Genomic DNA, 25,935 nt, shown 5'->3' with positions numbered 1-25,935 from the left:
CTTCCTCCGCCGAGGGGAAGTGACTTTTGACGTAAACGTCAACTTTTTGACAGGCTTCGAACTAAAGTCTGGCGCTGCTAAAAGGGGCGAAACAACGAGGTTCACAGATGCTCGCCCGCCCCGATCCCTACAGCTGCATCGAATGCGGCCTGCCGTTCCGATCGGAAGGTTTCTGCTATCACGAGGGCAGGGTCGAGAATGGCGCCGTCTACTGGACCGACCGCGGCATCCTGTGCTCGCCCAAATGCTCTCTCGCGCACTACCGCAAGCGCGCGACCGACGGCACGCTTCCGACGGAAGCCGCGCCCGATCCTTTCGACCTGCAGGCGATCTCATTCAACGACGGCAAATAGGGCGCCTTTGCAACCGCTGGGCGGTGGAGCTTCATCAGCATTTCCTTAACCATGGCGGTTCACCATCGGTTCGTCACCGAGGATGGCCGCTTGAGGGGATTGACGTCCAAGCTTCACCGTTTCGCGCTCGCGGCGCTCACCGCCGCGTGGGCCATTCACCTGCCCGCGACGGCTGAAGCCTCCGATTTCTCCGAACCGTGGAAGAAGGTCGACCGGGCGCTCGTCATCGACGCCTACGAATACAATTCGATCGACTGGCAGAAGCTCGCCGGCGACAAGCGTATCGTCGGCTTCATCAACAAGGCCTCCGACGGGCTGCCGCCAGCCTATTCCTGCTCCGGCGACGAAACCGCCTACAGGCTGTGCAAGGCGCTGTGGAAACGCCATGCGGTGGCGCGCGAACTGTTCCACACCCGCAGGACCGTCGCCAAGGCGCTCGGCCTCAAATGGGGTGCCTACCACCTCGCCCGCCCCGGCAATCCCATCGAGCAGGCGGAGAACTTCCTCGACTTCGCCGAGCCCGGTCCCGACGACCTGATGGCGCTCGACATCGAGGAGAACGACGCGACGAAATGGATGTCGCTGGAGGACGCGGAAATCTTCGTCCGCCACATCTTCCTGCGCACCGGCCGCTATCCGATCCTCTATACCAACGGCTCGACGTCCCGCTACATCGCCGACAACCGCTACCGCTACCGGCTCCTGTCGCGCCTGCCGCTCTGGTACGCCCGCTACAAGCCCGAGATCGGCATCCATTTTCCGAAGGGCAACTGGCAGAGCTACACGCTGTGGCAGTTCTCGGCGCAAGCCAATTGCGGCATCCGCCGCTGTCCCTACCGGGTCGCCGGCACGCCCAACGACATCGACGTCAACGTCGCCCCGATGGACGCTGCCGCACTGCGCAAAGTCTGGCCGTTCGGCCAACTGATCGAATCGACCGACGAGTTCGTCGCATCGGTGCCGGTGCCGATCGCCCGCGAAAACGGACTCAGGGGCGAAAGCCGCATTACCTATGCCTCGGTCGCCTACCCGGTTCGCCTCGATCTTCTGGCGGAAGCGCTGCGCGCGAGCTGGAACAAGGCAGTCATCGGCGCCGTGCCGGCGATCCAGGCGCCTGCAAGCCGGTATCCCCACGGCATGGCGGAATACATCGCCGCCAGGCTCGACGCACGCCTCAATACCGGCCGCAAGGCCGAGTTCGACCCGGTTTCAACCGCCTCGACGGAGATCGACAGCGCCGCGCGCTAGCCGGAGGCGCCTAAATCCGGCGCCTACTTCCGCTGTTCGCGTTCCACCGCAAGCCAGCCGATGTCGCGGCGACAGAAGCCCTCCGGCCAGTCGACCAGATCGACCGCAGCATAGGCTTTCTGTTGCGCTTCGCTGACGTTCTTGCCGGTCGCCGTGACATTCAGCACGCGGCCGCCATTGGCAACGATCTTGCCGCCCTGCACGGCGGTGCCGGCGTGGAACACCCGGGCGCCGGAGGCTTCGGCCTTGTCGATGCCAGAGATGACCGAGCCCTTTTCCGGCGTGCCGGGGTAGCCCTTCGCCGCCATCACGACGGTAAGGGCGGCCTCGTCTCGCCAGCGCGCCGAGACATGCGCGAGCTGGCCGTCCGTGGCAGCGTTGAGCAGCACGAGCAGGTCTTCCTTCAGCCGCAGCATCAGCACCTGGCATTCGGGATCGCCGAAGCGGGTGTTGTATTCGATCAGCCTCGGCCCCTTGTCGGTCAGCATCAGGCCGGCAAACAGCACGCCGGCAAAGGGCGAGCCCATCTCGGCCATGCCGCGCATCGTCGGCTCGACGATCTCGCGCATCGTCTGCTCGATCAGTTCGGGTGTCATGACGGGCGCCGGCGAATAGGCGCCCATGCCGCCGGTGTTGGGGCCAACGTCACCGTCGCCGACGCGCTTGTGGTCCTGCGCCGTGCCGAACGGCAGTGCTGTCTTGCCGTCGCACAAGCAGAAGAAGCTCGCTTCCTCGCCGGTCATGAATTCCTCGACGACCACCGATGCGCCGGCACCGCCAAAGGCACCGTCGAAGCAGCCGTCCACGGCGCCCAGTGCCTCGTCCAGCGTCATCGCCACGGTCACGCCCTTGCCGGCAGCCAGGCCGTCCGCCTTGATGACGATCGGCGCTCCCATCTTCTCGACATAGGCGCGGGCCTCGGCGGCATTGTCGAAACGACCATAGGCAGCGGTCGGGATACCGTAGCGGGCGCAGAGATCCTTGGTGAAGCCCTTGGAGCCCTCGAGCTGGGCTGCCGCCTTCGACGGGCCAAACACGCGAATGCCTGCTGCGCGCAGGTCATCGCCGATACCCGCCACCAGCGGGCCCTCAGGCCCCACGACGACAAGATCGATGGCCTTGTCCTTGCAGAAAGAGACGACCGCCGCGTGGTCGGCAATGTCGAGCGCCACGAGCTCGGTTTCCTGGGCAATGCCGGGATTGCCGGGCGCGGCATAAAGCCTGGTCAGCATCGGCGATGCCGCAAGCTTCCAGGCCAGCGCGTGTTCGCGGCCGCCGGAGCCGATGAGCAGGATGTTCATGCGCTTGACCTCTTGCCGATGCGGAATTTGATGCACCCGCTAGTGGTCGAGAGGGACGAGGTCAAGCGCCCCGCGCCTATCGGTGATAGTGAAAACGGCAAGCGACTATTTCAAGCGCCTGGTTTTCTCCGGTTCCGATCACCCGATAAACTAACCGGTGCTCGTGATTGACGCGCCTGGACCTCCATCCGGACATTTCGTTGCGCAAAGGTTCTGGCTTGCCGATGCCAGCGAACGGGCTACGTCGCGTATCCCGGATCAATTCGTTGATCCGCACCAAAATCTTGGCGTCCGTCTCCTGCCAGTAAAGATAGTCCTCCCTGCCTTTGGCAGTCCAGAGAACCTTCACGGCTCGATCAGTTCATGCTCTTCGAGCTTGCCGGCATTGGCGTCCTCGATGGACTTCAGCAATCTTTCAGCGTTTACGGGATTGCTGAGGAGATACAGCGTCTCCTTCATGCCCTCCCACTCGGAAAGAGGAAGAACCACCACAGGTTCATGATTCTGTCGCGTGACAATCAGTTCGGTCCGGTCTTCCTCGACCTTGTCGAAATGCTTGGCCATGTTGGCGCGAAGTTCTGTAAGCGTGACATAGGCCACGGCAGCCTCCTAAGTTCTCACTGTACATATATACGTACATCTCACCCGCTTCAAGCTGGAGCCGCTTGACGCCCGACCGCCTCGCTGGCACTCCCGTCACATGGAACAGATCCAATCGAAAGCCGGCCAGGGCCGGGTCGCCGACGCCCCCAGCGGACATTGGGTTTACCGCGCCTTGCCGCGCGGCCTGTGGCCCTACGCGCAGCTCGCGCGCTGGGACCGGCCGATCGGCTGGGTGCTGTTGCTCTGGCCGTGCTGGTGGTCGGCGGCGATGGCGGCGAGCGCCTATGCGAGGCCGGCCGACAGCCTGATGTCGCTGCTGCCATCGCCCTGGTTCCTCTTTCTGTTTCTCGTCGGCGCCGTCGCCATGCGCGGCGCCGGCTGCACCTACAACGACATCGTCGACGAAGGCATCGACGCGCAGGTCGAGCGCACCCGGTCGCGCCCCCTGCCCTCCGGCCAGGTCACGCGCCGGCAGGCCTGGACCTTCCTGGTGCTCCAGGCGCTGGTCGGGCTTGTCGTGCTGTTGCAGTTCAACAACTTCGCCATCCTGCTCGGCATCTCGTCGCTGGTGATCGTCGCGATCTACCCGTTCATGAAGCGCATCACCAACTGGCCGCAGTTCGTTCTGGGTCTCGCCTTCTCGTGGGGCGCGCTGATGGGCTGGGCGGCCGAGTTCGGCGACCTCGACGCCCCGGCCGTGCTGCTCTATTTCGGATCGGTCATGTGGGTGATCGGCTACGACACGATCTACGCCCACCAGGACAAGGAAGACGACGCGCTCGTCGGCGTGAAGTCGACGGCACGTTTCTTCGGCGAAAACACCAAATCGTGGCTGGTCGGCTTGTACGCCGGGGCGCTGATGCTGTTTGCGACGGCCTTTGCCATCGCGCAGGTGCCGATGCCGGCGCTGGCAGGACTGGTTGCCGCCGGCATCCACATGGCGCGGCAGATCACGTCGCTCGATATCGACGATCCCGACCAGTGCCTCCGACTGTTCAGGTCGAACGGCCAGGTCGGATGGATCATCTTCATCGGCTTGCTTTGCGGCGGCGCCTGGGTGGCGCTGAAGCCGCTGATCTGATCACGCCCGGGCGATGATCTCCTCGCCGTCGATGACGAGGCGCACGCCGAGATTGCCAGACTTGCGGCGGGCGAGGAAGCGCGGCCGGCGCATGCGCGACACGCGACCCTTGCGGCGTTCCTGCGCCGGCATGGTCTTGATCGCCGCACCGAGCGACTCCTCGAGCGTGCGGGCAATGCCGTCCGCCTCGATCAGCAGCATCGGCAGGCTGTAGAAGTCGGCCCAGGCGCGCCAGTCGGCGGCAACGTCGTCGAGATCGTGGGCAACCAGCAGCGGCACCGACAGCATCGGATCATTGTGCAGCAGTTCGAGCGTCACCGTGACGTTGAGGTTCTCGTCCTCCATGGCACGCGCAGCGACACCGCGAAAGGCGCGGGCCGGCAGTGCGATGATGGCGGGGAGCCCGCTCTGCGCCAATACCCGGCGGATGACGGCGCCGCGGTGGTCGATGGTGAAGGTGACGTCGCCAAGGTCGTCACGCGTGGCGTAGCTGACCATCTGCGGCAAGCGGAACGGGTCGAGGCGCATGTTGCGTCCCGCCCAGACTGGCTTCAGTCCGGTGTTCATATTGTGCCTTCCTGTTATCTCCTGAGAGCCGGTTTCCGGTCTCTCCGGACCAGTTTTCCCGGTCTCGTTGGGAAGGACACTAGCGGGGTCGCCTTACCGCCCCGCTTAAGAAATTCGGTTAAATTTTGCTGATCGCGGCGATGGTTATCGGAATGCCACCAGAGACGTTCAAATCGTCTTGCCGGGGTTCATGATCCCGGCAGGATCGAACGCCGACTTGACCCTGCGCATCAGCTCGATGGCGTGCGGAGGTGCTGTGGCAATCAGCTCGTCGCGCTTAAGCTGGCCTATGCCGTGCTCGGCGGAGATCGAGCCATTCATGCTGCGGACCACGTCGTGAACGGCCTTGTTCATGTCGCGGTACAGGGCGAGGAACGCCGCAGCTTCCATGCCCACCGGCTGCGAGATGTTGTAGTGCAGATTGCCGTCGCCCATATGGCCGAAGCAGACCACCCGCGCCTCGGCACACACTCCGGCAACAGCCACTGCCGCCTGCTCGATGAAAGCCGGAATACCGGCGATGGGCACCGATATGTCGTGCTTGATCGAGGCGCCTTCCGGCTTCTGTGATTCTGGCAGCATCTCGCGCAGGCGCCAGAACTCGTTCGCCTGGCCGACGCTCGCGGCAATCACCGCATCGCCGACCTGGTCGGCCTCGAAACCGGCAGACAGGATATCTTCGATCAGCGTGCGTGCATCCTCGGCCGAACGGCCCGACGAGATTTCCATCAGCACTTCCCAGGGCCAATCGCCCATGAGCGGCGGCCGCGCATCGGGGATGTGGCGCATGGCGAAGCTCATCGGAGTCCTGCCGATGAGCTCGAAAGCGGTAAGCGCCCCTCCGCCAAGGTCCTGCGCGATGTTGAACAGCGCCAAAGCCGCCCCGGCCGACGGCAGGCCGACCCAGGCGACTTCGCGCCCCTTCGGCTTCGGGAAGAGCTTCAGCACGGCGGCGGTGATGATGCCGAGCGTGCCTTCCGCGCCGACGAACAGGTTCTTCAGGTCGTAGCCGGTATTGTCCTTCTTGAGCTTGCGCAGATCGTCCAGCACCTCGCCGGTGGGCAGCACCACCTCGACGCCGAGGCAGAGTTCGCGGGCATTGCCATAGGCCACGACGCCTGTACCGCCGGCGTTGGACGACAGGTTGCCGCCGATCTGGCAGGACCCTTGCGAAGCGAGCGACAGCGGATAGAGCCGGCCGACCTCGTCGGCCGCCTTGTGCAGCGTGTCGAGCACGACGCCGGCTTCGGCGATCACCGTATTGGATACAGGGTCGATCTCCCTGATCCGGTTGAGCCGCGACAGCGACAGCACGACCTGGCCACCTGAACGGTCGGGAACCTGACCGCCGACAAGCCCGGTGTTGCCGCCCTGCGGCACGATCGGCGTGCGCGTCTCCGAAGCGAGCTTCATGATGGCGCTGACCTCCTCGACGCTGCCCGGGCGCAGCACCAGCGTGGTTGCGCCGGTGAACAGCCCACGTGGCTCATGCACATAGGGCTCGATGTCGGCCTCGGCGCGAACGGCGTAGCGCTCACCTACGATGGCGGCAAAGCGCTCGGCGAGCGCGGGATCGAGGCCGGGAAGGTTTTGCGTCATCTTGTGAAGCTAAATTCAGACGTGGGGATTGTCACGGGGTGCTGCCGCACGCGCCAGCCGATCGTTGATCGCTTCGCCGAGTTCTTCCGATGGCACCGGCTCGACGGCAATCATTGCGGCACCGCTGCGGTCGAGCGCCTGAAGATGGGCAAACAGATTTGTCGCCGCTTCGCGCAGGTCGCCGCTCTCGGAGAGGTTCAAGAAGGCACGCGCCTGCTGCCAGCCTTCGGCACGCTTCGGCCCGAAGCCGAGCAGCGCCTCGCCTGCCCCGACGCTGCCTGCATTGAGCCGCATCGCGGCGCCCGGCGCATAGTGCGAGGCAAGCATGCCTGGCGCTTCGATGCCGGCGGTGGCACCACGCAGCAAGGGCGCGCCAGCTACCGCTTCGATCTCGCTGGCCGCAACACCGCCCGGACGCAGCAGGCGCACCTTGCCGTCCTCGACCTTGACGATCGTCGACTCGAGCCCGACCGGCGTTGCGCCGCCATCGACGACAAGCGGAATACGGCCACCAAGGTCGCTCGCCACCGCCTCGCCGCTGGTCGAACTGATCTTGCCCGACGTGTTGGCACTGGGTGCCGCCAGCGGCCTCCCGAGCCTTGCGATCAGCGTGCCGCCAAATCCCTTGGGCATGCGCAGTGCAATCGTGTCGAGACCGGCCGTGACCAATGGATGAATGCCTGATCCAGCACGCAGCGGCACGACCAGCGTCAGCGGGCCGGGCCAGAATTTTTCCGCCAGCCTCCGCGACAGCGGATCGAAGACGCCGATGCGCTCGGCCATGGCCATGTCGGCGACATGAGCGATCAGGGGATTGAAACGCGGGCGGCCCTTGGCCTCGAAGATGCGGGCGACCGCCTCGCCATTGGTGGCGTCGCCGGCAAGGCCATAGACGGTCTCGGTCGGGATGGCGACAACTTCGCCTGCGCGGAGCAGGGCCAGTGCCGCGTCCATCGCCTTGTCCGCTGCGATCAATTCCGCCACGTCATAGCATTCCAGTTGAATGCCCCGGTCCCTAGCCCGCATCCGGCTGGGCGACAAGACCGAGGCCCACAAATTCAGCCATTGCCTAAAATGCAGGGCATCTTCGCAAGCCGGCTGCAACCGCCGGCCAGCTACATTGCCCTCAAAGGTTGATTCAAAACTGAGGGCTAAATGCGCCTGTTTGCTGCGTTTCTTGTTGCCGGCATCGTCGCTTCCGGGTCGGCCCATGCGTCTTCGATCGTCGTCATCAAAGACGACGCGGCCAGCCCGTCGTCGATCACCGTCGGCGTGCCGAAGTCGGCATCCGGCGCCATCGTCGCGATCGGCATGCCAGGCATCGATACCGGCAAGGTTGCCGCAGTCGACGCCAAGAGCTCCAGCCCCGAACTGGCCCCCGAAATGATGGTCATACGCGGCGGCGAGGTCGGCAGCGCATCGCCGGAACCGGCATCGCCTGCGCCGGCCTCGGCAGATGCCGCCGCGCCTGCCCAGCAGGCCGCCGGCGGCCAGCCTGCCCTGCCGGCGTCGTCTGACGACGCAGCAGTCGATCCAGCAACAGTGCCGGTCGAAACACAGTAGACTGGCTTGACCACCTTCCAGTCGATGTGCAGGTTCGCGCAGCGTTCGATGCCGCGCGAACGGCACATACGCAGATTTGGACAAGGGGTTGATCCATGAAGGCAATTCGTTTGACGTCGGTAGGGCTCGCCGCCGCACTCTTCCTCGGTGCAAGCGCCGCGCAGGCCGACCAGTTGCTCGGCACCTATGTCGCACGCATCTCGGAACGGGATCACCAGGCCAGTGACGGCTATGCGCTCGACAGCGCAGCCCAGGTCGTCCGCCAGGATCGCGCCAACGTCCACCGGCACATCCAGACCGACGAGGAAGACGACATCGACGGCTGGTTCACGACCAATGCCAAGCGCGCTCGCTTCGAGCAGTTGTTGAACCGGCCGGGCGCGATGAGCAATTCGACCCGCAGCGCCATCTTGCACGGCGATCCGCTGATCGAGGTCGAAGTCTACCGCGAGAGCGTCAGGGTCCGCCTGCTCGACTAGCAATATGCGAGGGCGGCTCTGCGCCGCCCCGCCTCAGCCCGCGATCTTGGAGAAATCGGCAACCTGGTCGGTCGCCGCACGGATGCGGGCGAGCAGCGCCAGGCGATTTGCCCGCACGGCCAGATCCTCGTCATTGACCAGAACCTTCTCGAAGAATGAATCAACCGGTTCACGCAGCACGCTCAGCGCGCGCATGGCGCCGGAAAAGTCTTCATTCCGTATAGCTTGGCCGGCTTCGCTGATGGCCTGATTCATCGGCGCAAACAGCGCCTTCTCGGCTTCCTCGCGGAACAGGCCAGGGTCGACGGCGTCGGCAACGGCCGTGCCCTTCTTCTCTTCGGCAGCCAGGATGTTCGCCGCCCGCTTGGTGCCGGCAAGCAGGTTCTTGCCGTCCTCGGTGTCGAGGAACTGCCCCAGCGCCTCGACCCGGCGGGTGATGGTCAACAGGTCGTCGGCATCAGGCGTGATCACCGCGTCGATCAGGTCGTGGCGGGCGCCGAGCTCGCGCAGGTAGACCTTGAGACGGTCATGGAAGAACGCCAGCAGGTCGGCCTTGAGCGCGCCGGCACCTGCGATGACTTCCTGGCGCAGCTCGGCCTCGTAGGCGGCAAGCGCGTTGTCGACATCCTGCTCGCCATCGACGTCGCCGCTGTCGATCGCCGCCTGCGAGGCTTCGAACGCCGCCAGCCGGCGCTGGACGGAGGCCTCCTCGAGCTGCCCAAGTGCTGCATCGAACAGCCCCTGCAACGGCAGGCTGCCACGCGCCGACAGGATGATCCTGACGATACCGAGGGCGGCGCGACGCAGCGCGTAGGGGTCCTTCGAACCCGTCGGCTTCTCATCGATGGTCCAGAAGCCGACCAGCGTGTCGAGCTTGTCGGCGAGCGCCACCGACACCGAAACCGGATCTGCCGGCACGCGGTCGGAAGGGCCCTGCGGCTTGTAGTGTTCTTCGAGAGCGGCAGCAACCGACGGGCTTTCGCCCTGCAGCAGCGCATATTTGCGGCCCATGGCACCCTGCAGTTCGGGGAACTCGCCGACGACCTCGGTCTGCAGGTCAGCCTTGGCGAGCACGGCCGCACGGTCGGCCAGCTTCGGTTCGGCACCGACCAGCGGCGCAATGGCGCGGGCCAGCCCGCGGATACGCTGGACGCGCGCGCCTTGCGTGCCGAGCTTGGCGTGGAAGGTCACGCCGAGATGGTCGAGGCGGGCCATGCGCTGGTCGAGCGGCTTCCTGAGGTCGAGCCCGAAGGCTTCCGCCGACGACTTCAGCGTGCCGAGGTCGGGCAGGTCGCCCTGGTCGGTGTTCCAAAAATAGAGCGCGTCCGACAAGCGCGCGCGCACCACCTTGCCGTTGCCATGAGCGATCTCCTTGCCGCCGTCCTTGGCCTCGATGTTCGAGGTCAGGACGAAATGGTTGGAGAGCGCATCCTCCTGGCCCTGCGGCCGCGTGACGAAGCACTTCTGGTTGGCACGGATGGTCAGCCGGATCACCTCGGCCGGAATCTCCAGGAAGGCATCCTCGAAGGTGCCCATCAGCACGACCGGCCATTCGACCAGCCCCGAAACCTCTTCCAGCAGCCCCTCGTCCTCGACCAGTTCGAGCCCGCTGGCAAAGGCCAGGTTGCGCGCGTCGGCGACGATCATCTCCTTGCGGCGGTCAGCGTCGATGACGACCTTGGCCGCCTCCAGCTTGGCGGCATAATCATCGAAACGGCGTACGGTGATCGCCTCGGGCGCGTGGAAACGGTGGCCGTAGGTGACGTTGCCCGAACGGATGCCGTCGACCTCGAAGTCGATGACGACTGGCTCCTCGGTCTCGGGACCGAAGGTGCAGACGATCGACTGCAGCGGACGCACCCAGCGCAGGCTGCCCGGCTTGGCCGAGGCCGGGCCCCAGCGCATCGACTTCGGCCAAGGGAAGCTCTTGACGATCGCCGGCATCAGCTCGGCGATGATCTCCTCGGCCGAACGGCCCGGCTTGGAGATGTGGGCGACGTAGAAATCACCCTTCTTGGGATCGCTGTGGACATGGGCCTCGGAGATCGAGGCGAGGCCGGCGCTGCGCAGGAAGCCCTGGATCGCCGCTTCCGGCGCCTTGGTGCTCGGGCCCTTGCGTTCCTCGCGAATGTCCTTGGAGCGAGCCGTCAGCCCCCTGATGTCGAGCGTCAGCCGGCGCGGCGTCCAGTATTCGCGCGCCGCCTCATAGGTCAGCCCGGCCTCGACCAGACCGTCGGTCAGCATCTTCCTGAGATCGCCCGCCGCCTTGCGCTGCATGCGCGCGGGGATTTCTTCGGAACGCAACTCTAAAAGCAGATCGGGCATCGGACGGGCTCACGCGGGAAATGGTCCGCGCGGCATAGCAACTCAGGTGCCCGCTGTCACCTCCAGTGCGCGTCGAGCAAAATTCCATCCGGCTGTCGGACCACGGCCGATGAAATCGTCCTTGGGATGAAGATTTCCATGAACCGAACGCTGCGCTGGAGCGACCCACGCTCAGACAGACACCTATTGGCCGAACGACAATGAAAACCGCCTCCGCCCTGCTCCAGATCCTCAGCCTCAGCGCCCTGCTCGCCATGCACGTGGCGGCCCCGACCGAATTCAGGATGCCGGGCGTGCGCAAGGCACTGCAGACGATGGAGAGCTTTACCCTCCCCTCGATGGGGAGGGTCGGCGCGTAGCGCCGGGGTGGGGTGTCTTTCCAGTCAGTGAGCGTCGATAGCCAAGTCTCTGCGACGCTCGTCGACGACCGCAAAGATGGTGTCCAGAACTGCTTCCAGTTCCTGTTTCACTTCGTGATTCCAAAAGCGAATGACCCGATATCCTTGGCTCTGGAGCCAGAGGGTCCGCGTTTGATCATGCCGCCTTTGATCATCAAAACCATGATGAGCGCCGTCGACCTCAATGATCAACTTCAGCCGATGCGAGATGAAGTCAGGGAAATAGATGCCTAAGGAAGCTTGCCTGCGGAAATGTGTTCCTTCAACGGGAATCCGCCAAATATGCTTCCATAAAATTCGCTCCTCGTCGGTCATTGCCGAGCGAAGGCGGCGCGCTGACTCCAGTCGGAAACGATCGAGTTTGGGCATCGAGCCCTCCTCCTCATCACCCCCACCCGCCGCTTCGCGGCGACCTCCCCCATCAAGGGGGAGGTAAAACCTATCACGCCGCCAGGCCACCCGCTTCCGTCAGCAGGAAGGCCTCGCCGCACGCCTTTGACAGGTTGCGGACGCGCAGGATGTAGCTCTGGCGCTCGGTGACCGAGATCACGCCGCGCGCGTCGAGCAGGTTGAAGACGTGGCTCGCCTTGATGCACTGGTCGTAGGCCGGGAACACTATCTTGTGCTGGGCAAGATTGCCTCCCTCGGCGGGCGCGCCGGCAGCCAGCAGCGCCTTGCACTCGGCTTCGGCGTCCTCGAAATGCCTGAGCAGCATCGCCGTGTTGGCGTGCTCGAAATTGTGCCGGGAATATTCCTGCTCGGCCTGCAGGAAGACCTCGCCATAGGTGACCTTCTCGTCGCCCTCGAGGCCGTTGAAGTTGAGGTCGTAGACGTTGTCGACGCCCTGCACATACATCGCCAGGCGCTCGAGGCCGTAGGTCAACTCGCCCGCCACGGGCGCGCATTCGATGCCGCAGACCTGCTGGAAGTAGGTGAACTGCGACACTTCCATGCCGTCGCACCAGCACTCCCAGCCAAGGCCCCAGGCGCCCAGCGTCGGGCTTTCCCAATCGTCCTCGACGAAGCGGATGTCATGCACCAGCGGGTCGATGCCGATCGCCTTCAACGAGCCGAGATAGAGTTCCTGCAGGTTGGACGGGTTCGGCTTCAGGATCACCTGATACTGGTAGTAATGCTGCAGGCGGTTGGGGTTCTCGCCATAGCGGCCGTCCTTGGGACGGCGCGACGGCTGCACGTAAGCCGCGTTCCAGCGCCGGGGACCGAGCGCACGCAAGGTCGTCGCCGGATGGAAGGTACCGGCGCCCACTTCCATGTCGTATGGCTGCAGGATGATGCAGCCCTGCGCGGCCCAGAAATTGTGCAGCGTCAGGATCAGCCCCTGGAACGAGCGGCTGGGGTGCATGTGGGCAGGCATGGTGTTGGTCACGGGCAACGCTCGATCATTGGCGCCCCGCAGCAAAACGGGGCCAGAGAGGCCCCGTCCTATTCCGCCCGAAGATATGGGTCAAGCAGCGGCACTCAGCCGCCGCCTTCGCTGCCGGTCAATTACCCGGCAGACGCAGTTCCTGACCGGGCGCCAGCCGGGCCGGATCGCCGCGCAGTTCGGGATTGAGATCGAGCAGTTCGCGATAGCGGTCGCCGTTGCCCAGCACCTCGTTGGCGATCGACCACAGCGACTGGCCGCGCTGCACCTTGTAGGCAGCGGGAATGGCCTGGATCACAGGCTCTGGCGCCGGCGTTTCAAGCTCGCTCTTCTTCTGGCTGTCCGTCGCCGGGGCTGCCGGCTTGACCAATGGTGGCTTTGCCGGGGCTTCGAGTGCCGTGGGCTTCTCCGGCAGCGGCGGCATGCCTTTCGCCAGTTTCTGTTCGACGTCGGCCAGAACATTCGGCTCCGGCTTCATGTCGCGAGCATGGCTCCACTGGAATGTTGCTTCGAGCCTGCGCCCGGCGCGCCAGTAGGCATCGCCAAGGTGGTCGTTCAAAACCGCATCGTCAGGCTTGAGCGAAACGGCGCGCTCCAGTTCGCGCACGGCATCGTCGAAGCGGTCAAGACGATAATAGGCCCAGCCGAGCGAATCGATGATGTAGCCGTCGCTCGGGCGCAGATCGGCAGCCTGCTTGATCATCCCGAGGCCTTCCTCGAGATTGATGTTCATGTCGACCCACGAATAGCCGAGATAATTGAGCACCTGCGGCTGGTTGGGGAACAGCTTCAGCGCCTCACGGAAATTCGGCTCGGCCTTCGGCCATTCCTTGAGCCGCTCGTAGGCGATGCCACGCTGGTAGAAGACGTTCCAGTTGGCGTTGGTTGGCGCCTTCAGCACGCCTACCGCCTTGTCGTAGGTATCGGCTGCAGCCCGATAGTTGTCAGTCGCGGCATAGACGCCGCCGAGCGCGAGATAACCGCGCATGTCATCGGGATTGGCGTCGACCAATGCCTTGAGGTGCTTGATCGCTTCGTCGTGGCGCTTCAGGTCGGCAAGGTTGAGGCCAAGCTGCAGTTCCGACAGCCGCTTGAGCGGCGAACTTGCCGGCACGCGGCGATAGAGTGCGATCGCCTGCTCGCCATCCTGCTGCTGTTCGGCAATCGCCGCGAGTTGCACCAGCAGCTCGTCGCTCTCCGGCTTCAGCGCCAGCGCGTATTGCAGATAGAGCCTGACGAACGGCTCGCCGCCGCCGCGGTTGAGCGCGGTCGACAGATTGAGCAGGATTTCGGCGGCACCGTCATTCGGGCCGGAGACCAGCGGCGCAATCTTCTCGCCCTTGGTGATCTTTTCGCGCAAGGACGAGATCGGCAGTTTGCCCGGCGCAAACTCGTCGGCACGGTCGAGGATCGCCAGCGCCTCGGCCTTCTTGCCGCCGCGCGCCAGGAAGCCGGCATAGGCCTCGGCGGCACGCATCCAGGTTTCGGGAGCTGCGCTGCCGGCACCAAGATTGTCGATCGCCGCCTTGTAGATCTCGCCGGCCTTGTCTTTCTGGCCGGCAGCCTCGGCGATCAGCGCACGATGGTAGGTCTTGAACAGGTCGTACCATTCGGGTCCCTCGAGCTTGTCGAGGAACTGCAGGCCGTCACCGGCCTTGCCTTCACCCTGCTTGGCCCAGCCGGTCATCACACCGGTGATCAGGCGGTCGAGGTCGGATTCGAGTGCCAGCTTGAGCCAGTTCTGGGCGGCTTCGTAATCCTTCTTGCGGAAGGTATCGACAGCCAGCGCCAGGCGCGAGAAGCGCTCGACGTCCGGCACCGTCTTCAGCATCTGGGCATAGGGCAGCGATTCATCGAAGCGGCCTTGCGCGATCAGCGCCAGCATCACGCTCTGCTGCAGGGCGGTGTCTTCGGGATCGAAGGCCAAGGCGCGCTTGTAATAGGCAATGGCGCTGTCCAGATCGTCGTCGGCTTCGGCGGTACGTGCCGCCAGATAAGCCCCGGAAAACGAGCTGATTTCAACCGGCTCGGTGAGCTGTTTGGCATATCCGGGCTGGGTCAGGGCGGTAAAACCCGCCAGAGCCGCAAGGCCCAACAGCCAGATCGCGCGTCGCTGCCGCATGAAAGTCCTTCCTAGTGAGGTCCCACGGTCGTCATGACACCCGTAAGCCGGGTCGCAACCGCTTGTCTGCGCCAAGCATGGCCTTTTTGGGGTCGTGCATCAATCCGCACCTGCTTCACAATCCGACAACCGGCTCAAGGTTTTCACGAGTCCGGCGCCGGGCGCAAGGCCGTCTGCGGCCTCAGACGACGCGGCTTATGCAGAAATCGATGACGTCGAGCAGTGCCGCCTTCTGCGGCGTCTGCTCGAGCGGAGCCAGCGCGTCGCGGGCAATCTCGCCGAAATGGCTGGCGCGTCCGATCGTGTCGGCGATCGCCCCGTGCCGCACCATCAGGCCGACGGCCTTCTCCAGCGCCGCGTCGTCGGTGGCGCCGTCCTCGATCGCGCTCTTCCAGAAAGCACGTTCGGCAGCGGTGCCCCGGCGATAGCTCAGGATGACCGGCAACGTGACCTTGCCCTCGCGGAAGTCGTCGCCGACATTCTTGCCGAGGTCCTTGCTCGAACCGCCATAATCCAGCGCATCGTCGATGAGTTGGAAGGCAAGGCCGAGATTCATGCCATAGGAGCGCAGTGCCGCCTTGTCGTTCTTCGACGCGCCTGCGATCACCGGGCCGACTTCGGCGGCCGCAGAAAACAGCGCCGCGGTCTTTGCCTTGATGACGGCGAAATGCTCGTCCTCGGTGGTTTCGAGGTTCTTGGCCGCGGCAAGCTGCATGACCTCGCCCTCGGCGATGATCGATGCGGCCGAGGACAGGATGTCGAGTGCCTCGAGCGAACCGACCTCGACCATCATGCGGAACGCCTGGCCGAGCAGGAAGTCGCCGACGAGCACGCTCGCCTGGTTGCCCCAGATGGTACGCGCAGTCTTCTTGCCGCGACGCAGGTCGCTCTCGTCGACGACGTCGTCATGTAGCAGCGTTGCAGTGTGCATGAACTCGACCGACGTGGCGAGCCTGACGTGATTTTCGCCGGTGTAGCCGAACATCTGGGCGGCGGCCAAGGTCAGCATCGGCCTCAGGCGCTTGCCGCCCGAAGAAATGAGATGGTTGGCGACTTCCGGGATCATCTCGACATCGGAGCCGGCCTTGGAAAGGATAAGCTCGTTGACCCTGGCCATGTCGGCCGAAGTCAGGTCGATCAAATCCTTGATCGACGCAGCGTCCCGCTTTCCCTTCTCGATGTTGAGAACGACACCCAAGGCCAACACTCCCAAATTACACAGGCGCGTGGTCGCGCGCGTAGCTCTTAGGCGATTCTAAGGCGGCATGCACTCTACCCGCAAGTGGCGAATTGGCGCGGTGCAACACGCGGCGTTTACTTCGCCGCCTCAAACTGCGAATTTCTCCGACATGATCGAACTCATCCGCACCAACGACGCCGTCATCATCTCCTTCGTGGAATCGCTGCTGCGCGATGCCGGCATCGGCTGCTTCGTCGCCGACCAGAACATGAGCGTGCTCGACGGTTCTATCGGCATCCTGCCACGCCGCATCATGATCGACGAGGACGACGCCGACGAGGCGCGCCAGTTGCTGATCGACGCCGGCATCGAGAACGAAATCCGCCAGAAGTGACAGCCGAACCGTCGCCAGCCCGGGAGGTGGACCTGCCGCCGCATACGGTGGACGCCTTCCATCGCGGCGACTTCTGGCTGGTCCAGCCCAAGGACAACGGCCACCGCGCCGGCATGGATGCGTTGATGCTGGCCGCCGCCGTACCGGGCTCATTTGCCGGCCGGCTCGCCGATTTCGGCGCCGGCGCCGGTGCTGCCGGTCTTGCCGCCGCTTCGCGCTGCAAGCAGGCAGAGGTGCTGCTGGTCGAGATCACCTCCGAAATGGCAGCCTTTGCCGCAGCCACGCTCGCCCATCCCGGCAACACGCAACTGAGCGGACGCGCCTCGGTGCTCGTCGCCGACGTGGGGCTGTCGGGCAACGCACGGGCCAGGGCCGGGCTTGCAGACGACTCGCTCGACTTCGTCATCATGAACCCGCCCTTCAATCCGCCGCACCACCGGCCGACGCCGGATGCGCTGAAGCGGCAGGCGCATGTCATGGAAGACGGGCTGTTCGAGAACTGGATCAGGAGTGCCGCTGCCATGGTCAAGCCGCGCGGCAGGCTGGCCATCATCGCGCGACCGGAACAGTTGGCCCCCATCCTCACCGCCCTGGACGGCCGCTTCGGCAAGGTCGAGATCGTGCCGGTCCATCCACGCGCCGACGCCGCCGCGATACGCGTCATCGTGCGCGCCGTGCGGGCGTCGCGGGCCCCCTTGGCCCTCTGCCCGCCATTGGTGCTGCGCGACGCGGACGACAGGTTCTCGCAACGCGCCGACGATATAAGCAACGGCCGATCTTCGCTTTTCGGCGACTGAGCAACGGGAAAACATTGCGGATGTCGCAAGAATACATACATCCCGCATGACACAGACCGGAGAGACCAAGCCGTGAAGAACCTGTTCCGCCGACTGCTGCCGAGATCGATGCGTGGCGGCGAAGTCGTCATTCCCGTTATCAGGCTGCAAGGCGCGATCATGTCGGGCGGCGGCCAGTTCCGACAGACACTTTCGCTGGCAACGACAGCCGGACTGATCGAAAAGGCATTTTCGATTTCCAGCGCGCCGGTCGTCGCCATCTCGATCAACTCGCCCGGCGGTTCGCCGGTGCAGTCGCGGCTGATCTACAAGCGCATCCGCGACCTTGCCGCCGAGAAGCACAAGAAGGTGCTGGTTTTCGTCGAGGACGTCGCCGCATCCGGCGGCTACATGATTGCGATTGCCGGCGACGAGATCATCGCCGATCCCTCCTCCATCGTCGGATCGATCGGCGTGGTCTCCGCTTCCTTCGGCTTCACCGACCTGATCAAGAAGATCGGCGTCGAGCGGCGCGTCTATACGGCGGGCGAGAACAAGGCGACGCTCGATCCGTTCCAGCCGGAAAAGGCAGAGGACATCGAGCGGCTGAAGAAGCTGCAGCTCGAAGTGCACGAGACGTTCATCGACATGGTCAAGGACCGTCGCCGCGGCAAGCTCAAGGACGATCCTGACATGTTCACCGGCCTGTTCTGGTCGGGCAAAAAGGGCCTCGAACTCGGCCTCGTCGATTCCCTCGGCGACATGCGCACCGTGCTCAAGGACCGCTACGGCGCCAAGGCCGAACTCAAGCTGATCACCGCGCCGCGCGGCCTGTTCGGCCGCCGGCTCGGCCTCGGCTCATCGGCCCTGGGCTTGACGCCCGATGCTGTGGGCGCAGCCGCCTCCGGGTTGGTGGATGCGGCGGAAGAACGCGCATTGTGGAGCCGGTTCGGCCTTTGAAAAAGCCGCAACCGCGGACTATCATCGGGGAATGATCCCGGCAGGCCGGAAACACCGGCAACCGAAGGGAGGAGAATGACGATGCCTCAGCTCATCTTTTTCGCGCTTGTCGGCGTGGTCGCCTATATCGGCTATCGCTCCTTCATCAGGGAGGCCGAGCGGGTGACGGCCAAGGTCCGGCGCAACGAGCGCCAGCGCCAGACCGGTGCTTCGGGCACGCTGGTCAAGGATCCCGAGACCGGCGAGTACCGGCTCGAGAAGGAATGACAGCCGGCTCGTGACCTTCAACAGCGTTCCGCTCGCCGAACTCGCCCCGGCCAAGATCAATCTCGCGCTGCATGTCACCGGCCGGCGCGCCGACGGCTACCATCTGCTTGAAACGCTCGTCGTGTTCGCCGAATTCGGCGACCGCATCACTGTGACGGCCTCGGGCGAAGACAGCTTCTTCGTCGCCGGTCCCTTCGCCGGTAGCGTTCCGCGCGATGCCGGCAACCTCGTGCTGCGCGCCCGCGACGCCCTGCGTGGGGCTTATCCCGCCCATGCGACCCAGCCGGTTTCGATCACGCTCGAAAAGCACCTGCCGGTCGCCTCCGGCATCGGCGGCGGTTCGAGCGATGCGGCAGCGACGTTGCGCGCGCTTTGCCGCCTCTGGCGTATCCCGGCCGACGCCGCCGCACTGGCCCGCCTCGCCCTGCCGCTCGGCGCCGACCTGCCGATGTGCATCGCCGGGCACCCGCTGATCGCCCGGGGCATCGGCGAGGAGCTCGATCCCGTCAGGCACTTCCCGGCCCTGCCGATGGTGCTGGTCAATCCCGGCGTCGCGGTGGAGACGCCCAAGGTGTTCCGCGCGCTCGCCTCGCGCGACAACCCCGCCCTTGCGCCGCTCGACAGCGCCGACACGGTGCTCGACTGGCTCGGCGCGACCCGCAACGACCTGGAAGGCGCTGCGATGTCGATCGAACCGTCCATCGCCGAGGTTCTGGCGACGCTTCGCCGCTCGGGTACTGCCTTCGCCCGCATGTCCGGTTCCGGCGCGACCTGCTTCGGCATCTTCGGCAGTGCTGCTGCCGCTTCGCGTGCCGCAGAGGTAATCTCAGCCGAACACCCCGGCTGGTTCAGCACCGCCACCATGACGCGGACCTAGGAGCCCTAAATGGCAAGCGAACCCCGCCCCTTCGTCCCTGTCCGCATCGCGGTGCTCACCGTTTCCGACAGCCGCACGCTTGCCGAGGACAAGTCGGGCCAGACGCTGGCCGACCGCATCACCGAGGCCGGCCACGTGCTCAAGGCGCGCGACATCGTCACCGACGACAAGGACAAGATCCGTGACCGCGTCACCGCCTGGTCGCTCGATCCCGAGATCGACGTGGTCATCACCACCGGCGGCACCGGCTTCACCGGCCGCGACGTCACGCCCGACGCGCTGGAGCCGATCTTCGAGAAGCGCATGGACGGCTTCTCGGAGGTGTTCCACCGCATCTCCTACGACAAGATCGGCACGTCGACGATCCAGTCACGCGCCACGGGGGGCGTGCTCAACGCCACCTTCGTCTTCGTGCTGCCGGGCTCGCCCGGCGCTTGCCGCGACGCCTGGGACGGCATCCTCAAGGCGCAGCTCGACTACCGCCACATGCCGTGCAATTTCGTGGAGATCATGCCGCGTCTCGACGAGCATCTCAGGCGCGGCGGCATCAAGACCGCCTGAACCTTTTCGGTATCATTGCTGCATCCATACCGGCGAAGACAGCACCTTCCTGATCAGGTCGCTTTGCCGGTGCGAGCCAGTCTTGACGAACATGCTCTTGAGATACTGGCGCGCGCTTTCATGCGTCAGGTCGAGCCGGCCCGCCGCCACCTTCAGCGTAGCTCCAGCGACCAGTAGTTCGAGCAACCTTGCCTCAGACCGTGTCAGGCCAAACATATGCTGCAGCTGCTCCGACTGCGCATCCACGAGTTGTTCGGGGTCGCTGATGAAGACCATGACCAGATCGCTCGGGGGCAAGGCAATCGACTGGCCGACCCGATTGGCCGACAAGGGACAGACGAGGAGCCGCAGCGGCTCTCCCTTGTCCCGTCGCAGGGTAAGCGCCTGGGACCGCCTGGTATCGCCGCGTGCCGCTGTCGCAATCGCCGCCTGCAGGCGTTGCGTATCGGGGTGGCGTTCGGCCACCAGCATGCCGGCGAAGATGGAGAATCCATCTCCGGCCATCGCAAGATCGCGTGCGATGCGGTTGAGCGAGACAATTCTGGCATTCGCCCTGACGACAGCGACACCGAGCGGCAGCCTGTCGAGCGCCTCTTGCGCCACCAACCGGTCGAGATCGATTTCGGCGAAGCGCGTATGCAGCTTGATGACCCGCCGAAGATGCGGAACCAACTCGCGCAGGATCTCGCATTCCACCTCGCCGAAGCGCGGCCTGTCGGGCCCCCGCAGCATCATGAAAAACGACGTCGACTGTTCTTCCTCGATCAGATTGACGCCAAGGGTGTATTCGATGCCGTCCGGCGCCAGCACCTCCCGGTAAAGGCGGCTCGCATGGAAAGCTTCGTCGCTAACGATCATGCGGCAGTGCATGGGTACGAAGGGCCGCGCGACAAACGGAGCAAGACGAGGGTCCTCGCCCATCAGTTCCTCGTAGCTCCTGATCCGTTCCGGGGTGATGTCGTAGCCGTGGCTGATGACGAACGACAGCCGCTGGTCGACGAGGCTCAAGTGACCGATCTGCGCACTGCGGGATTCAAACAGGTCAACCGCTTCGGCGAGCGCAGCGGGCCAGCACGATGCATCGATCGCCGCCTCATAGAGACGATCCAGGAAGCCATCCAGATTCCGCTTTGCCATCATGCCTTTCGCCGCCCCCTCCGGCGAAGGCCTGCATGGTCGACCCGGCACAGGAAACGCCTGCGCCAGGGAGCGACACGCAGCATTTGTTCAATCGTCGGATGCGCCAGCCGATCCTTGCGCAAGTCCTGAAAGACCTTTTCGCTCACCGGACACGCAACCCACCGCGTCTAAAACCCGCGGCTTGCGTACCAACGCCTTGGCGCTTGCGCAACAAGCCTGCAGTAACAGACGGAAATTGCCCGATTTCTTCTCCGGCAGATTTCGAGGCGGCCTTTCTCGCATAGTATCCCGCCTGGCCGCCAAGGTCAAAATTGCCAACCTTCCAAACTGCGAAGACATGGTGGCACACCTTGAAATCAAGATTGGCTTATTTTTCGCATTCTCGTTTGAAACCGATAGGTCACTGCCAATCTTCAATACGCACAATGAAAGCAACTGACGCAGCCTCCACAGCGCCTGCTGTGCCTCATCGCCAACGTCACTGAAAAACATGAGACAGCCCACCAGTCCCAAGAACTTTGGAACGTTACCTTTTCGGGGGATCGCCTACAGTTCCCAAACGGGAGGGATGCGCGAAAAGACCTGCTGAATGGAGATACAACTCCGCAGTTCAGCCGTCACGTGCTACCGGCGGGAGGAATCATTGCCCTTCTGGGCAACCACGATCTCGGCGTCGAGCGTCTTCACCGCCAGCCCGCGCGCTATGCCTTCGGCATCGGCGCCGTTGCGCGCCTGCACCGCCGCCTGCTTCCTGGTGATGATAAGCCCCTGCTCCAGCGCCCGTGGTCGTGAGGTCACACGCGCCCAGAACGGCCGGTTGCTTGACCTTGACCGCGTGAAGCGCGCGGCCATCGTCAGCCGGCCGACGTGGCGCACCGCATCTTCGGTCCAGCCTTCGGCCAAGCGGGCACCGGGCTCGATCAGCAGCAGCCAGTCGCTCCTGGCCTGCGCGATGCCGGCCTTGATGCCGCCGCTGGCCAAATAGGCGCAGCCGGCATGCTCGGCGACATAGTGCGTCTGGTCGGCCGAACCGAGGTCGCAGACGATCACCTCGCGCACCACGCCCTCTACGGCGGCGCCGACCAGCGAGGCCAGCGTACGCGCCAGCCCCTCCTCGTCGTCTTTGGTTTCGATCAGAACGCTCAACATCCCTAGCCGCATATCCGAAAGCCGGCCGGAGCGCCAGTTTTGCAGCCAGGCCGACAAAGTTCTTGCTTTGTTCTCATTTCGGAAATAGGAATAGTTTCATGCTGGACGAATCGACGGACGGCGCCTTTCCCTTCGGGAGACAGTGAAATGGAACCCATTGCGCGTGCCGATATTGCTGCCTTCAAGGGCGGCGGAGCCGGGATGGCCAATGCCATGATCGAGGAAAGCGGCCTGCGCATCAACCACGAGCGCAGGCGCGGCCGCGGTGCCGGCGTCAATCCTTCCGGTCGCTACGAGCCGGTCAGCCGCCAGGTCTTCGACGACGGCTGGAGCACCATCGAGGAGCTGCCGCCGTTCAAGACCGAAGTGCAGGTCGAGAAGCCGCGCACCATCATCACGCGCAACGAATCGCCCGACATTTCCTTCGACCGCTCGATCAATCCCTATCGCGGCTGCGAGCATGGCTGCGTCTATTGCTTCGCCAGGCCGACGCACAGCTATATGGGTCTCTCTGCCGGGCTCGACTTCGAGTCCAAGCTGTTCGCCAAGCCCGATGCTGCGCGGCTGCTCGACCGCGAGCTGTCGAAGGACGGCTACCAGCCGCGCACGATCGCCATCGGCACCAACACCGACCCCTATCAGCCGATCGAAAAGCACTGGCGCATCATGCGCGAGGTCCTCGAAGTCCTGGAAGCGCGCAATCACCCTGTCGGCATCGTCACCAAGTCGGCGATGGTTGTCAGAGACATCGATATCCTGAGCCGCATGGCCGAGAAAGGCCTGGCCAAGGTGGCGCTGTCGGTCACAACGCTCGATCGCATGCTGGCCCGCACCATGGAGCCGCGTGCGGCAACACCGACCAAGCGGCTTGAGGCGATCCGGCAACTGTCGGATGCCGGCGTTCCTGTCTCGGTCATGGTGGCACCGATCATTCCCGGACTCACCGACCAGGAGATCGAGCGCATCCTCGATTCCGCAAAGGCCGCCGGTGCGACCGGCGCCGGCTACGTCATCCTGCGCCTGCCGCTCGAGGTCAGCCCTATCTTCAAGGACTGGCTGCTGCGCCATTACCCCGACAGCTACCGCCATGTGCTGTCGCTGGTCCGCTCGATGCGCGACGGCAAGGACTACGATTCCGAGTGGGGCAAGCGCATGAAGGGCAAGGGCCCCTATGCCTGGCAGATCGGCCGTCGCTTCGAGATCGCCGCCCAGCGCCTGGGCCTCAACTCCGTACGGACGCCGCTCAGGACCGACCTGTTCGAAGCGGCGCCCAAGGATCAGCTGCAGCTAACGCTGCTCTGACGATTGCGCGGGCCAGCCTGGCCCGCTGCACGAGATCCCGTCCGGCCTCTCCCCGTGGCCAGTCGACGGTGCCTTCCCGGGCCGCCGCCCCAATCGGCCGGGAAGGTCTTGCGGAGAATCGGAGCCGATGCGAGCATCGCCGCACTATGGCTCGCCCGCGTTCCGATTCTCCGCCCCTCTTCGAGTTCATCGACAAACCCGACTTCGCCTTCGAAACGAAAGCGATCTCGGGAGGCCTGTGGCCATGCGCCGGCCTCGATGAGGCCGGGCGCGGACCGCTTGCCGGCCCCGTGGTAGCCGCAGCCGTCGTGCTCGATCCTGATAACATCCCCGGCGGCCTCGACGATTCCAAGCGGCTGACCGCCGCCCAGCGCGAGGCATTGTTCGACGAGGTCCTGCGCAAGGCGCTGGGCGTCGCCGTGGCCTCGGTCTCCGCCGACAGCATCGACCGCAGCGACATCCGCAAGGCAAGCCTGGAAGCGATGCGCCGCGCGATGGCGGGCCTGCCTGTGACTGCCAGATCGGCCCTCGCCGACGGCCGCGACGTGCCGCCCGGCCTCGCCTGCACTTGCCGCGCCCTGGTCAAGGGCGACCAGCGCTCACAATCGATCGCCGCCGCCTCGATCGTCGCCAAGGTGACGCGCGACCGGATGATGTCGGCCTGCGGCTCGAACGACAATCGCTATGGCTTCGAAGTGCATATGGGCTATGCGACTGCCCGCCATCGGGCAGCCATCGTCGAGCATGGAGCGGCACTACGCATCCATCGCGTATCCTTCGCGCCGTTCAGGGATTAGAGCCCGAACGACTGTGCGTCTATCCCTTGAGGGACGCGCTTCCTGAAAACAAAAAAGCCGCCGGAAATTCCAGCGGCTTTCTTCAGTGCTTTCGGCGCGCTCGAATTAGTTGAGCTTGGCCTTCAGTTCCTGAACCGAACCCTTGAACAGCTCGGCATTGGTCTTCGCGTCAGCCTTGCCGGCCAGAACCTGGCGGGCCGCTTCGACCGCGAGGTCGACTGCATTGGCGCGGACTTCGTTGATCGCCTCGCGCTCCGCCTGGCCGATCTTCTGCTCGGCAAGCGCGGTCCGGCGCGCAACGTATTCCTCGGTCTTCTTGTGCGCTTCTTCAGCAAGAAGGCCTGCTTCACGCTTCGCCGATTCGACGATCTCGAAGGCTTCCTTCTCCGCTTCCTTGCGCTTGCGCTGATACTCGGCGAGCAGCTGCTGGGCTTCTTCGCGCAGCTTGCGTGCATCTTCGAGTTCGGCACGAATGCGGTCGGCGCGGTCGTCGAGCGACTTCGACAGCATGCCCGGCACCTTCAGGTACAGGACAACCCCGACAAAAATAACGAGAGCGACTGTGGCCCAGAATGTTGCGTCCATGGCCTCTCTCCTACTTGCCCGCTGCCTTGACGGCGGCGGCGATGTCGGCCTTGTCGACCTTGCCCGCGCCCAGAGCCTGGACGATCGCAGCTGCGGTGTCCTCGGCAATGGAGCCCACTTCCTTCATGGCGTTAGCCTTGATGGTAGCAATGCGGGTCTCGGCAGCGCTGAGCTTCTGGTCCAGCCCGGCTTCGACTTCCTTGCGCTTGGCTTCGGCTTCCGCCTTGGCCGCGTCGCGTGCGTCCTGGCCGATGGCGTTTGCCCTGGCCTTCGCCTCGGCAAGCTCCTGCTCGTATGCGGCAACAGCCGCATCCGCCTCGGATTTCATCCGGGCAGCCTGGTCGAGATCCCCGGCGATGCGATCGCGACGCACCTCGAGGATACCGCCGAGACGCGGCAGCACGATGTTCTTCAGGAAAAGATAGAACAGGCCGAAAGTGATCGCGAGCCACAACAGCTGCGACGGATAGGTCGACGAATCGAAAGGTGGAAACAACCCGCCGCCGCCATGCTCCGCACCCGTTTCCGTGTGCGCTGCAGTACCGGCATCGGTTTGAGCTTCCCCAGCCGCAGGCGCGACTTCCTCGGCATAACCCGGCGTGACAAACATCTCTTTCCCCTGTCATCTACCGGCCGCAACTTGCGGCCGGTCAACTCGCCTGCGCTGCTCTTATGCGAAGAGGAGCAGCAGAGCGATGAGGAGCGAGAAGATGCCCAGAGCTTCGGTCACGGCGAAGCCGAAAATCAGGCGGCCGAACTGGCCGTCGGCTGCCGACGGGTTGCGCAGGGCGCCCGACAGGTAGCTACCGAAAATGGTGCCCAGGCCGATGCCCGCGCCACCCATGCCGAGGGTCGCGATGCCTGCGCCGATTGCCTTTGCTGCGTCTACTTCCATTGTCCAACTCCTTGTGGATCGAAACTTAG

31 protein-coding genes are annotated in these 25,935 nt (G+C 64.5%); 14 read left to right on the top strand and 17 right to left on the bottom strand.

The window, feature by feature from the left end:
- Positions 1 to 107 precede the first annotated feature (107 nt).
- Together WHT83_RS10915 and WHT83_RS10910 are read left to right on the top strand one after the other, a co-directional pair.
- A complete protein-coding gene (locus WHT83_RS10915; protein WP_406873790.1) occupies positions 108 to 353 on the top strand; it encodes a hypothetical protein in 246 nt (81 codons plus the stop codon).
- Positions 354 to 404: 51 nt separating this feature from the next.
- Positions 405 to 1,601: a glycoside hydrolase family 25 protein gene (locus WHT83_RS10910; protein WP_406873789.1), complete on the top strand. Its 1,197-nt coding sequence runs from the start codon at positions 405 to 407 to the stop codon at positions 1,599 to 1,601.
- 23 nt (positions 1,602 to 1,624) lie between these two features.
- Here the strand turns inward: WHT83_RS10910 and purD are convergent, their stop codons facing one another.
- The 3 genes from purD to WHT83_RS10895 form a co-directional block, all read right to left on the bottom strand.
- The gene (gene purD / locus WHT83_RS10905) at positions 1,625 to 2,902 is read right to left on the bottom strand and encodes a phosphoribosylamine--glycine ligase (RefSeq protein ID WP_406873788.1); all 1,278 of its coding nucleotides are present in this window, start codon (positions 2,900 to 2,902) and stop codon (positions 1,625 to 1,627) included.
- A 76-nt stretch (positions 2,903 to 2,978) separates the two neighbouring features.
- Positions 2,979 to 3,251: a Txe/YoeB family addiction module toxin gene (locus tag WHT83_RS10900; protein WP_406873787.1), complete on the bottom strand. Its 273-nt coding sequence runs from the start codon at positions 3,249 to 3,251 to the stop codon at positions 2,979 to 2,981.
- The gene (locus WHT83_RS10895; protein WP_183263657.1) at positions 3,248 to 3,502 is read right to left on the bottom strand and encodes a type II toxin-antitoxin system prevent-host-death family antitoxin; all 255 of its coding nucleotides are present in this window, start codon (positions 3,500 to 3,502) and stop codon (positions 3,248 to 3,250) included. Before WHT83_RS10895 ends, WHT83_RS10900 begins: the two co-directional genes overlap by 4 nt.
- A gap of 100 nt (positions 3,503 to 3,602) precedes the next feature.
- Between WHT83_RS10895 and ubiA the strand changes: the two genes are divergently transcribed.
- The gene (ubiA, locus tag WHT83_RS10890) at positions 3,603 to 4,586 is read left to right on the top strand and encodes a 4-hydroxybenzoate octaprenyltransferase (protein WP_406873786.1); all 984 of its coding nucleotides are present in this window, start codon (positions 3,603 to 3,605) and stop codon (positions 4,584 to 4,586) included.
- Here the strand turns inward: ubiA and WHT83_RS10885 are convergent, their stop codons facing one another.
- From WHT83_RS10885 to WHT83_RS10875, 3 genes are all read right to left on the bottom strand, one after another.
- Complete coding sequence (locus tag WHT83_RS10885) at positions 4,587 to 5,153, bottom strand: DUF6101 family protein (RefSeq protein WP_108608978.1); 567 nt, start codon at positions 5,151 to 5,153, stop codon at positions 4,587 to 4,589. It abuts the gene before it with no gap.
- A gap of 168 nt (positions 5,154 to 5,321) precedes the next feature.
- Positions 5,322 to 6,752: an FAD-binding oxidoreductase gene (locus WHT83_RS10880; RefSeq protein WP_406873785.1), complete on the bottom strand. Its 1,431-nt coding sequence runs from the start codon at positions 6,750 to 6,752 to the stop codon at positions 5,322 to 5,324.
- A 15-nt stretch (positions 6,753 to 6,767) separates the two neighbouring features.
- Positions 6,768 to 7,706 carry an L-threonylcarbamoyladenylate synthase gene (locus tag WHT83_RS10875; RefSeq protein WP_406873960.1) on the bottom strand — a complete coding sequence of 313 codons (939 nt, stop codon included), beginning with the start codon at positions 7,704 to 7,706 and terminating at the stop codon, positions 6,768 to 6,770.
- A gap of 201 nt (positions 7,707 to 7,907) precedes the next feature.
- Here WHT83_RS10875 and WHT83_RS10870 point away from each other — a divergent pair, with 201 nt between their 5' ends.
- A complete protein-coding gene (locus tag WHT83_RS10870) occupies positions 7,908 to 8,315 on the top strand; it encodes a hypothetical protein (protein ID WP_406873784.1) in 408 nt (135 codons plus the stop codon).
- Positions 8,316 to 8,410: 95 nt separating this feature from the next.
- Positions 8,411 to 8,794 (top strand): hypothetical protein, encoded by a 384-nt coding sequence (locus WHT83_RS10865; protein ID WP_108608982.1) that lies wholly within the window; start codon positions 8,411 to 8,413, stop codon positions 8,792 to 8,794.
- A gap of 33 nt (positions 8,795 to 8,827) precedes the next feature.
- On the opposite strand, the gene glyS is transcribed toward WHT83_RS10865, so the two are convergent.
- The gene (gene glyS / locus WHT83_RS10860) at positions 8,828 to 11,119 is read right to left on the bottom strand and encodes a glycine--tRNA ligase subunit beta (RefSeq protein WP_406873783.1); all 2,292 of its coding nucleotides are present in this window, start codon (positions 11,117 to 11,119) and stop codon (positions 8,828 to 8,830) included.
- A gap of 200 nt (positions 11,120 to 11,319) precedes the next feature.
- Between glyS and WHT83_RS10855 the strand changes: the two genes are divergently transcribed.
- A complete protein-coding gene (locus WHT83_RS10855; protein ID WP_318762305.1) occupies positions 11,320 to 11,478 on the top strand; it encodes a hypothetical protein in 159 nt (52 codons plus the stop codon).
- A 24-nt stretch (positions 11,479 to 11,502) separates the two neighbouring features.
- Here WHT83_RS10855 and WHT83_RS10850 read toward each other — a convergent pair whose 3' ends face one another.
- The 4 genes from WHT83_RS10850 to WHT83_RS10835 form a co-directional block, all read right to left on the bottom strand.
- Positions 11,503 to 11,886 carry an endonuclease domain-containing protein gene (locus tag WHT83_RS10850; RefSeq protein WP_318762306.1) on the bottom strand — a complete coding sequence of 128 codons (384 nt, stop codon included), beginning with the start codon at positions 11,884 to 11,886 and terminating at the stop codon, positions 11,503 to 11,505.
- 73 nt (positions 11,887 to 11,959) lie between these two features.
- Positions 11,960 to 12,904 carry a glycine--tRNA ligase subunit alpha gene (locus WHT83_RS10845; protein WP_406873782.1) on the bottom strand — a complete coding sequence of 315 codons (945 nt, stop codon included), beginning with the start codon at positions 12,902 to 12,904 and terminating at the stop codon, positions 11,960 to 11,962.
- Between the two features lie 115 nt (positions 12,905 to 13,019).
- Positions 13,020 to 15,023: a tetratricopeptide repeat protein gene (locus WHT83_RS10840; RefSeq protein WP_406873781.1), complete on the bottom strand. Its 2,004-nt coding sequence runs from the start codon at positions 15,021 to 15,023 to the stop codon at positions 13,020 to 13,022.
- A gap of 181 nt (positions 15,024 to 15,204) precedes the next feature.
- Positions 15,205 to 16,221: a polyprenyl synthetase family protein gene (locus WHT83_RS10835; protein WP_108608986.1), complete on the bottom strand. Its 1,017-nt coding sequence runs from the start codon at positions 16,219 to 16,221 to the stop codon at positions 15,205 to 15,207.
- Between the two features lie 151 nt (positions 16,222 to 16,372).
- Here WHT83_RS10835 and WHT83_RS10830 point away from each other — a divergent pair, with 151 nt between their 5' ends.
- From WHT83_RS10830 to moaB, 6 genes are all read left to right on the top strand, one after another.
- The gene (locus tag WHT83_RS10830; protein ID WP_108608987.1) at positions 16,373 to 16,597 is read left to right on the top strand and encodes a DUF2007 domain-containing protein; all 225 of its coding nucleotides are present in this window, start codon (positions 16,373 to 16,375) and stop codon (positions 16,595 to 16,597) included.
- Positions 16,594 to 17,394: a tRNA1(Val) (adenine(37)-N6)-methyltransferase gene (locus WHT83_RS10825; protein WP_406873780.1), complete on the top strand. Its 801-nt coding sequence runs from the start codon at positions 16,594 to 16,596 to the stop codon at positions 17,392 to 17,394. The genes WHT83_RS10830 and WHT83_RS10825 overlap by 4 nt, the downstream gene beginning before the upstream one ends.
- Before the next feature lie 72 nt (positions 17,395 to 17,466).
- The gene (locus WHT83_RS10820) at positions 17,467 to 18,333 is read left to right on the top strand and encodes a S49 family peptidase (RefSeq protein WP_406873779.1); all 867 of its coding nucleotides are present in this window, start codon (positions 17,467 to 17,469) and stop codon (positions 18,331 to 18,333) included.
- Between the two features lie 81 nt (positions 18,334 to 18,414).
- Positions 18,415 to 18,600: an NfeD family protein gene (locus WHT83_RS10815; RefSeq protein ID WP_108608990.1), complete on the top strand. Its 186-nt coding sequence runs from the start codon at positions 18,415 to 18,417 to the stop codon at positions 18,598 to 18,600.
- A 10-nt stretch (positions 18,601 to 18,610) separates the two neighbouring features.
- Positions 18,611 to 19,477, top strand: coding sequence for a 4-(cytidine 5'-diphospho)-2-C-methyl-D-erythritol kinase (locus tag WHT83_RS10810; RefSeq protein WP_406873778.1), 867 nt, complete (start codon positions 18,611 to 18,613; stop codon positions 19,475 to 19,477).
- Positions 19,478 to 19,486: 9 nt separating this feature from the next.
- Positions 19,487 to 20,038 (top strand): molybdenum cofactor biosynthesis protein B, encoded by a 552-nt coding sequence (gene moaB / locus WHT83_RS10805; protein WP_108608992.1) that lies wholly within the window; start codon positions 19,487 to 19,489, stop codon positions 20,036 to 20,038.
- A 12-nt stretch (positions 20,039 to 20,050) separates the two neighbouring features.
- Here the strand turns inward: moaB and WHT83_RS10800 are convergent, their stop codons facing one another.
- From WHT83_RS10800 to WHT83_RS10790, 3 genes are all read right to left on the bottom strand, one after another.
- Positions 20,051 to 21,178, bottom strand: coding sequence for a helix-turn-helix transcriptional regulator (locus WHT83_RS10800; RefSeq protein WP_406873777.1), 1,128 nt, complete (start codon positions 21,176 to 21,178; stop codon positions 20,051 to 20,053).
- An 87-nt stretch (positions 21,179 to 21,265) separates the two neighbouring features.
- Positions 21,266 to 21,670, bottom strand: coding sequence for a hypothetical protein (locus WHT83_RS10795; RefSeq protein ID WP_406873776.1), 405 nt, complete (start codon positions 21,668 to 21,670; stop codon positions 21,266 to 21,268).
- Between the two features lie 132 nt (positions 21,671 to 21,802).
- A complete protein-coding gene (locus WHT83_RS10790) occupies positions 21,803 to 22,327 on the bottom strand; it encodes a glycosyl transferase family 2 (RefSeq protein WP_183263669.1) in 525 nt (174 codons plus the stop codon).
- 147 nt (positions 22,328 to 22,474) lie between these two features.
- Here WHT83_RS10790 and WHT83_RS10785 point away from each other — a divergent pair, with 147 nt between their 5' ends.
- Both WHT83_RS10785 and WHT83_RS10780 read left to right on the top strand, forming a co-directional pair.
- Positions 22,475 to 23,629, top strand: a complete 1,155-nt coding sequence (locus WHT83_RS10785) for a PA0069 family radical SAM protein (protein WP_108608994.1) — start codon at positions 22,475 to 22,477, stop codon at positions 23,627 to 23,629.
- Between the two features lie 146 nt (positions 23,630 to 23,775).
- A complete protein-coding gene (locus WHT83_RS10780) occupies positions 23,776 to 24,426 on the top strand; it encodes a ribonuclease HII (RefSeq protein ID WP_406873775.1) in 651 nt (216 codons plus the stop codon).
- Positions 24,427 to 24,531: 105 nt separating this feature from the next.
- Here WHT83_RS10780 and WHT83_RS10775 read toward each other — a convergent pair whose 3' ends face one another.
- Genes WHT83_RS10775 through WHT83_RS10765 form a run of 3 tightly spaced genes read right to left on the bottom strand, consistent with a single transcriptional unit; the run spans position 24,532 to position 25,906 of the window.
- Positions 24,532 to 25,011 carry a F0F1 ATP synthase subunit B gene (locus WHT83_RS10775; protein ID WP_406873774.1) on the bottom strand — a complete coding sequence of 160 codons (480 nt, stop codon included), beginning with the start codon at positions 25,009 to 25,011 and terminating at the stop codon, positions 24,532 to 24,534.
- A gap of 10 nt (positions 25,012 to 25,021) precedes the next feature.
- Positions 25,022 to 25,621: a F0F1 ATP synthase subunit B gene (locus WHT83_RS10770; RefSeq protein ID WP_406873773.1), complete on the bottom strand. Its 600-nt coding sequence runs from the start codon at positions 25,619 to 25,621 to the stop codon at positions 25,022 to 25,024.
- A 60-nt stretch (positions 25,622 to 25,681) separates the two neighbouring features.
- Positions 25,682 to 25,906, bottom strand: coding sequence for a F0F1 ATP synthase subunit C (locus WHT83_RS10765; protein WP_055978221.1), 225 nt, complete (start codon positions 25,904 to 25,906; stop codon positions 25,682 to 25,684).
- Positions 25,907 to 25,935: the final 29 nt, after the last annotated feature.

The organism is Aminobacter sp. P9b (assembly GCF_045345995.1).
GTDB lineage: Bacteria > Pseudomonadota > Alphaproteobacteria > Rhizobiales > Rhizobiaceae > Aminobacter > Aminobacter niigataensis.
Note: the sequence above shows the minus strand (reverse complement) of the source record. Positions and strands in the feature narration are given on the sequence as shown.